The organism is Paracraurococcus ruber (assembly GCF_004353985.1).
Classification (GTDB): domain Bacteria; phylum Pseudomonadota; class Alphaproteobacteria; order Acetobacterales; family Acetobacteraceae; genus Paracraurococcus; species Paracraurococcus ruber.
The window spans coordinates 1-6,164 of record NZ_SMOA01000301.1; the positions used below are offsets into that span (position 1 = coordinate 1).

The 6,164-nt window shown below is 74.0% G+C and carries 7 protein-coding genes; 1 reads left to right on the forward strand and 6 read right to left on the reverse strand.

What is annotated here, in order from left to right; genetic code table 11:
- Positions 1–130: 130 nt before the first annotated feature.
- The 6 genes from E2C05_RS27490 to E2C05_RS27515 all read right to left on the reverse strand — a co-directional run bounded on the left by E2C05_RS27490 (position 131) and on the right by E2C05_RS27515 (position 5,706).
- A complete protein-coding gene (locus tag E2C05_RS27490; RefSeq protein ID WP_240046920.1) occupies positions 131–1,546 on the reverse strand; it encodes a 3-deoxy-D-manno-octulosonic acid transferase in 1,416 nt (471 codons plus the stop codon).
- Positions 1,547–1,557: 11 nt separating this feature from the next.
- A complete protein-coding gene (locus E2C05_RS27495) occupies positions 1,558–2,280 on the reverse strand; it encodes a lysophospholipid acyltransferase family protein (protein WP_133222842.1) in 723 nt (240 codons plus the stop codon).
- A 103-nt stretch (positions 2,281–2,383) separates the two neighbouring features.
- Complete coding sequence (locus E2C05_RS27500; protein ID WP_133222843.1) at positions 2,384–3,262, reverse strand: 3-hydroxybutyryl-CoA dehydrogenase; 879 nt, start codon at positions 3,260–3,262, stop codon at positions 2,384–2,386.
- A 71-nt stretch (positions 3,263–3,333) separates the two neighbouring features.
- Positions 3,334–4,263, reverse strand: a complete 930-nt coding sequence (locus tag E2C05_RS27505) for an electron transfer flavoprotein subunit alpha/FixB family protein (RefSeq protein ID WP_133222844.1) — start codon at positions 4,261–4,263, stop codon at positions 3,334–3,336.
- Positions 4,264–4,265: 2 nt separating this feature from the next.
- Positions 4,266–5,015, reverse strand: a complete 750-nt coding sequence (locus E2C05_RS27510; protein WP_133222845.1) for an electron transfer flavoprotein subunit beta/FixA family protein — start codon at positions 5,013–5,015, stop codon at positions 4,266–4,268.
- 496 nt (positions 5,016–5,511) lie between these two features.
- The gene (locus tag E2C05_RS27515; RefSeq protein ID WP_133222846.1) at positions 5,512–5,706 is read right to left on the reverse strand and encodes a twin transmembrane helix small protein; all 195 of its coding nucleotides are present in this window, start codon (positions 5,704–5,706) and stop codon (positions 5,512–5,514) included.
- A 154-nt stretch (positions 5,707–5,860) separates the two neighbouring features.
- Between E2C05_RS27515 and E2C05_RS27520 the strand changes: the two genes are divergently transcribed.
- A partial coding sequence (locus E2C05_RS27520) for a hypothetical protein (protein WP_408901635.1) occupies positions 5,861–6,164 on the forward strand: 304 nt, incomplete at its 3' end.

Sequence of the window (6,164 nt, forward strand, 5' to 3'; positions counted from 1 at the left end):
CGGCGGCCGCCGGCAGGTCCGGTCGGCCGCGCCGGCCCGCCCCCGGTGCACTTCGCTGGCCGCGGGCCCGACGGCACGCGGCCCGGCATCGCCGGGATCCGGGGGCATCGTCCCGGGCATGCCGCCCGCCTCAGCCCCGTCCCGCAGCCGCCGTTGGCTCGGCGGCATCCCTCGGCCCATCGGGCCCCGCCGGCCCGGCGACCGGCAGCAATTCGACCAGCAGCCCCGCGATCCGGTCCGGCAGCCCGGCTTCCGCCGCAAGCGCCGCGGCGGCGGCCTGCGCCATGGCCCGCGCGCGGCCGGAATCGGATAGCACGGTGTCCGCCGCCGCGGCCAGCGCCGCCGGGTCGGGCGGCACCCGCAGCGCCCCGCCCGCCTCCAGCAGCCGCGCCACCGGCTCCTCGAAATTCTGCGTGTGGGGGCCGAGCAGGATGGGGCAGCCGAGCCGCGCCGGCTCCCGCGGGTTCTGGCCGCCATGCGGGACGAGCGAGCCGCCGACGAGGCAGGCCTGTGCCAGACGGTAGAACAGCCCGAGCTCGCCCAGCGTGTCCGCGACATAGATGGCGGTCGCCGGCCCCGGCAGCAGCCCGGCGGCGCGGCGGGCGACCGGCGGTACGGCGACCAGGCCGCCAGGCGGGCCGGGCGGCGCGACAAAGAGCGGCGCGAGGGCGGCGGCGATGGCCGCGCCGCGGTCGGGGTGCCGCGGTACGATGACGGTCAGCAGCCCGGGATGCGCCGCGGCCAGCAGCGGATGCGCCGCGCCGACCAGCGCTTCCTCCCCCGGCTGGGTGCTGGCGGCGAGGAAGACCGGCCGCCCGCCGATCGCCGCGCGCAGCGCCGCCAGCGCCGCGGCATCGGCGGGCAGCGGCGGCGCGGCATCCTTCAGGTTGCCCGGCGTCAGCACCTGCGCCGCCCCGGCGGCGCGCAGCCTGGCGGCATCGGCGGCGGATTGCGCGGTGACCAGGCGGAAGCCCGCCAGCAGCCGCCGGGCGAAGCCGGGCGCCAGCCGCCAGCGGCGGGCGGAGCGGGCGCTGAACCGGGCATTCACCAGCGCCAGCGGCACGCCGCGCGCCCGCGCCGCGGCGATCAGGTTCGGCCAGAGCTCCGATTCCACCAGCACCGCCAGGTCCGGCCGCCAGCCATCCAGGAAGCGCCCGACCCAGCGCGGCACGTCCAGCGGCACGAAGCGGTGCAGCAGCCGGCCGCCCAGCGCCCCCGGCAGGCGCTGCGCCAGCGCCTGCGCGCCGGTGACGGTGCCGGTGGTGACCAGCAGCGTCAGGTCCGGGGCGCGTGCCGCCAGCGCCTCCAGCAGCGGGATGACCGACAGGGTTTCCCCGACGCTGGCCGCATGCAGCCAGAGCAGGCGGCCGGGCGGCCGCGCCGCCCCCTCCCCCCGCCTTTCGCCGAGGCGCCCGGGCACCTCCTTCCCGCGGCGGGCCCGCAGGCGGAGATGCAGCGGCAGGACCGGCGCCGCGGCCATCGCCGCCCAGCGCCACAGCAGCGGGCCGGCGGACCCGCCCCGCAGGGCCGGAGGCCTCTCGGTCACCGCCTGCGCCGTCACGCCATGGCCGCGCGGGCGGCCGCCGGGGCTGCCACCCAGGCATCGGCGGCGTCGCAGGCGGCGGTCAGCGCCGCCTCGATCGCCGGCAGGGCGGCGGGCGGGTCCGCGCGGTCGACCAGGACGGGCGGCGCCACCACCAGCACGCCGCGGGCGAAGGGCAGGGGCAGGACCATGCGGTCCCAGCTGGACAGCACCCGCACCCGGCTGGTGCGGGCGGCGCAGGGCACCACCGGCAGCCCCGCCACGGCGGCAAGCTGGGCCACGCCGGGCGCCGCCACCCGCCGCGGGCCGCGCGGCCCGTCCGGCGTGATGACCACCGTATCCCCGGCCGCCAGCATCCGCAGCAGCACCCGCATCCCGGTGGCGCCGCCGCGGCTGGTGGAGGCATGCACCGTCTCCAGCCGGAAGCGCCGCACCACCGCGCCGATGAACCTCCCGTCGCGGTGGCGGGAGACGAGGACATGCGCCGGCCGCCGGGCCGCCGCCGGGACGCGCCGGCGGGCTTCGAGCCAGAGCGCGGGCATCATCGGCAGGCGTTCATGCCAGAAGGCGCCGATGACCGGCCGCGGCGCGCCGGCCGGGCCGGCGAAGGCGGCGTGCAGATGCGCCTCCCCCAGCAGCGTCCAGCGGGTGCTGCGATAGACCAGGGCGAGATAGAGGCCGAGCAGCCGGGCCAGGGCGCCCTGGACGGCGCCGGAGCGGATCAGCCGGCGGAACATGGATGCGCACGCATATCGAGAAGCGGCGGGTAGCACGCGCCGCCGCGGGCAGAAAGCCACCGGAGGCGCCCGGCCCATCCGCCGGCCGGGCGCCCCGCGCGGGTCATCGCGTCGGGGTCGGCGGGGTGGTGCTGTAGTCGTAGAAGCCCTTGCCGCTCTTGCGGCCGAGCCAGCCGGCCTCGACATACTTCGCCAGCAGCGGGCAGGGGCGGTATTTCGGGTCGCCCAGCCCCTCGTGCAGGACCTTCAGCACGGAATACAGCGTGTCGAGGCCGACGAAATCCGAGAGTTCCAGCGGGCCCATCGGGTGGTTGGCGCCGAGCTTCATGCCGGCATCGATGGCGCGGACATCGCCGACGCCCTCCATCAGCGCGAAGATCGCCTCGTTCAGCATGGGGCAGAGGATGCGGTTGACGACGAAGGCGGGGTAGTCGGCCGCCGCCACCACCTCCTTCCCCATGCGCTGCGCCAGCGCCGTCACCGCCGCCACCGTGGCGTCGTCGGTCGCCAGGCCGCGGATGACCTCGACCAGCTTCATCATCGGCACGGGGTTGAAGAAATGCATGCCGACGAAGCGGTGCGGCCGGTCGGTCGCGGCGCCGAGACGGGTGATGGGGATGGAGGAGGTATTGGACGCGATCAGCGCATCGGCCCGGAGATTCGGGATCAGGCTCTCGAAGATCTTCTTCTTGATCGCCTCGTTCTCGGTCGCGGCCTCGATCACCAAGTCGCAATCGGCGAAGGCGGCGTAGTCGGTGCCGGCCGTGATGCGGCCCAGCGCCTCGTCCTTGGTGCCGGCGGGGATCGTGCCCTTGCTCGCCTGCCGCTCCAGGTTCTTGCCGATCGTGCCCAGCGCCTTCTCCAGCGCCGCCGGGTTCACGTCCACCAGCGCCACCGGGATGCCGGCCAGCGCCGCCACATGCGCGATGCCGTTGCCCATCAGGCCGGCGCCGATGACGCCCAGCTTCCTCACCTCAGCCATCTCGTCCACTCCACATGAAAAGGGCCGCCGGACGCGATGCGTCGGGCGGCCCTGCCAGTCACGCGATGACCCTACTTCTTGCCGATCTCGGCCTCGAATTCCGGCATCACCTTGAACAGGTCGCCGACCAGGCCGTAGTCGGCCACCTGGAAGATCGGCGCCTCCTCGTCCTTGTTGATGGCGACGATGACCTTGCTGTCCTTCATGCCGGCCAGATGCTGGATGGCGCCGGAGATGCCGACCGCCACATAGAGGTCCGGCGCGACGATCTTGCCGGTCTGGCCGACCTGGTGGTCGTTCGGCGCATAGCCGGCATCGACCGCGGCGCGGGACGCGCCGACGGCGGCGCCCAGCTTGTCCGCCACGCTCTCGATGATGTGGAAATTCTCGGCCGAGCCCATGGCGCGGCCGCCCGAGACGACGATGCGCGCCGCGGTCAGTTCCGGCCGCTCGCTCTTCACGATCTCGGCGCCGAGGAACTGCGACAGCCCGGGGTTGTCCACGGTGGGCGCCGCCTCGATCGGGGCGCTGCCGCCCTCGGCCGGCACCGGGTCGAAGCTCGCGGCGCGGACGGTGATGACCTTCTTCGGGTCGGCCGACTTCACGGTGGCCAGCGCGTTGCCGGCATAGATCGGCCGGACGAAGGTGTCGGCATCCACCACGTCGGAGATGTCGGACAGTACCTGCACGTCCAGCAGGGCGGCAGCGCGCGGCATCACGTTCTTGCCGCCGGCCGAGGCCGGGGCGAGCAGGTGGGAATAGCCATCGGCCATCGCCACCAGCAACGCCGCGGTCGGCTCCGCCAGGCCATGCGCATACTGCTCGGCGTCGGAATGCAGCACCTTGGCCACGCCCGGCAGCTTCGCCGCCGCTTCCGCCGCGGCGCGGGCGCCGAGGACGAGCGCATGCACCTCGCCGAGCTTCTGCGCCGCCGCCACCGTGCTGCGCGTGGGCTGCGTCACGGCCGACCCGTCATGGTCGACCAGAACCAGGACTGCCATGTTCAGATCACCTTCGCTTCGTTGCGCAGCTTCTCGACCAGCTCCTGCACCGAGCCGACCTTCTTGCCGGCCTGGCGCTTCGGCGGCTCCTCCACCTTCACCACCGTGAGCCGCGGCGTGACGTCCACGCCCAGGTCGGCCGGCTTCAGCGTCTCGATCGGCTTCTTCCGCGCCTTCATGATGTTCGGGAGCGACGCATACCGGGGTTCGTTGAGACGAAGGTCGGTGGTCACGATGGCCGGCAGCTTCAGCTGCAGCATCTCGAGCCCGCCATCGACCTCGCGCGTGATCTTGAGGCCGCCCTCGGCCGGCTCGACCTTCGAGATGTAGGTGCCCTGCGGCCAGCCCAGCAGCGCCGCCAGCATCTGGCCGGTGGCGTTCATGTCGTCGTCGATCGCCTGCTTGCCGAGGATGACGAGGTCCGGGCTCTCCTTGGCGACCACGGCCTTCAGCAGCTTGGCCACCGCCAGCGGCTCCAGCGCGCCGTCATGCTCGATCAGGATGCCCCGGTCGGCGCCCATGGCGAGCGCGGTGCGGATCTGCTCCTGGCAGGCCGCCGGCCCGGCGGAGACCGCGATGATCTCGGTCGCCGCGCCCTTTTCCTTCAGGCGCACCGCTTCCTCGACCGCGATCTCGTCGAAGGGGTTCATCGACATCTTGACGTTCGCGGTCTCGACGCCCGTGCCGTCCGCCTTCACGCGGACCTTCACGTTGTAGTCCACCACCCGCTTGACGGGGACGAGGAGCTTCATCGCCTCTGCCGTTTCCTGATCTTGATTGCTGGGCCCCAGGGCCCGCGGCGCGGGCATGGGGTGGTCTATGGCCATCGGCGCGGCCGAAGGGGCGAAGGGCCGCCCCACGCAAACCGCCGGGAAAATAGGGCGGCGCCGCGCGGGCTGTCAAAACGCCGGCGGCGGCACTTGGTCCCGCGCCGCGAGCGAGGGGCGCGGATTGCCCCGGGGCATGTGCGACAGGAGCATCTGCCGGGCTGCAAATCCCCGGTGGCACAAAAGCCCGTCCGACGCTGCCGCGGCACCTTCCCAACCCCGATCGCGTGATCGCGAGATAATTCAGTGGGGCCTGGATGGATCCTATCGTCCAGGCGAAGCGAGCCGCCACCGCCGGCAGGCATCGCGGCCGGGGCCACGGCGCATGCATCCGTGCGGATGCGGCCCGCGGCCGGTATCGCCTCCTGCGGCGACGCCACCGCCGCGGTCGGGTTGCCCGGCGGGCCCACGGCGCTCCGCGCTAGTGCCGCGTCACCAGCAGCAGCAGCGCGAACAGCGCCAGGGTGACGCCCTGCAGCACCACCCGCCATCGCATCAGCGCATTCGAACGGGTCCCGGTTCCGTCCGACTGGGTGAGGCCGAGCATGCCGGCCAGCATCACGCCAAGGGTCGCCAGCATGCCGATGCCGACGAGAACGGTGAGCAGCGTTGTCATGGCGACAATCTGGCGCCCGGCCCGGAAACCGCAATCCCGGGCCGGCGGCGGTGCCCGCCATGGCCGCCAGGTATCCTTGCCGCGGCGTCACGAGGTGTAACGCCGGCCAGTCCGTGCTTGACCGGGACGGGGCCATGGGGTTGCTGCCGCCGATATGAGGTTCCTCCAGATCATCCTGCTCGCCCTGGCGCTGCTGCCGGCGGTGATGGGCCGGCCCGCCGAGGCCCAGTCCCAGCCGGCGCAGTCCCAGCCGCAAGGGTCGGCCGCCGCCCTGACCCCGGCCGAGCTCGACCGCGTCACCGCCCTGCTGCGGGACGAGGCGAGGCGGAACGAGCTGCTCCGCATGCTCGAGGCCCTGGCCGCCGTCAGCCGCGGCGTGCCCCCGGCCGGGCAGCCCCGTCTCGCCGCGCCGCAGGCCGCGGACCCCGCCACGGCCGCGGAAGCCGCGCCGCCGGCCG

Coding starts and splice junctions, on each gene's coding strand:
- E2C05_RS27515 (WP_133222846.1), bottom strand. CDS start 5,706: ATGACAACGCTGCTCACCGTTCTCGTCGGCATCGGCATGCTGGCGACC.
- E2C05_RS27500 (WP_133222843.1), bottom strand. CDS start 3,262: ATGGCTGAGGTGAGGAAGCTGGGCGTCATCGGCGCCGGCCTGATGGGC.
- E2C05_RS27505 (WP_133222844.1), bottom strand. CDS start 4,263: ATGGCAGTCCTGGTTCTGGTCGACCATGACGGGTCGGCCGTGACGCAG.
- E2C05_RS27510 (WP_133222845.1), bottom strand. CDS start 5,015: ATGAAGCTCCTCGTCCCCGTCAAGCGGGTGGTGGACTACAACGTGAAG.
- E2C05_RS27495 (WP_133222842.1), bottom strand. CDS start 2,280: ATGTTCCGCCGGCTGATCCGCTCCGGCGCCGTCCAGGGCGCCCTGGCC.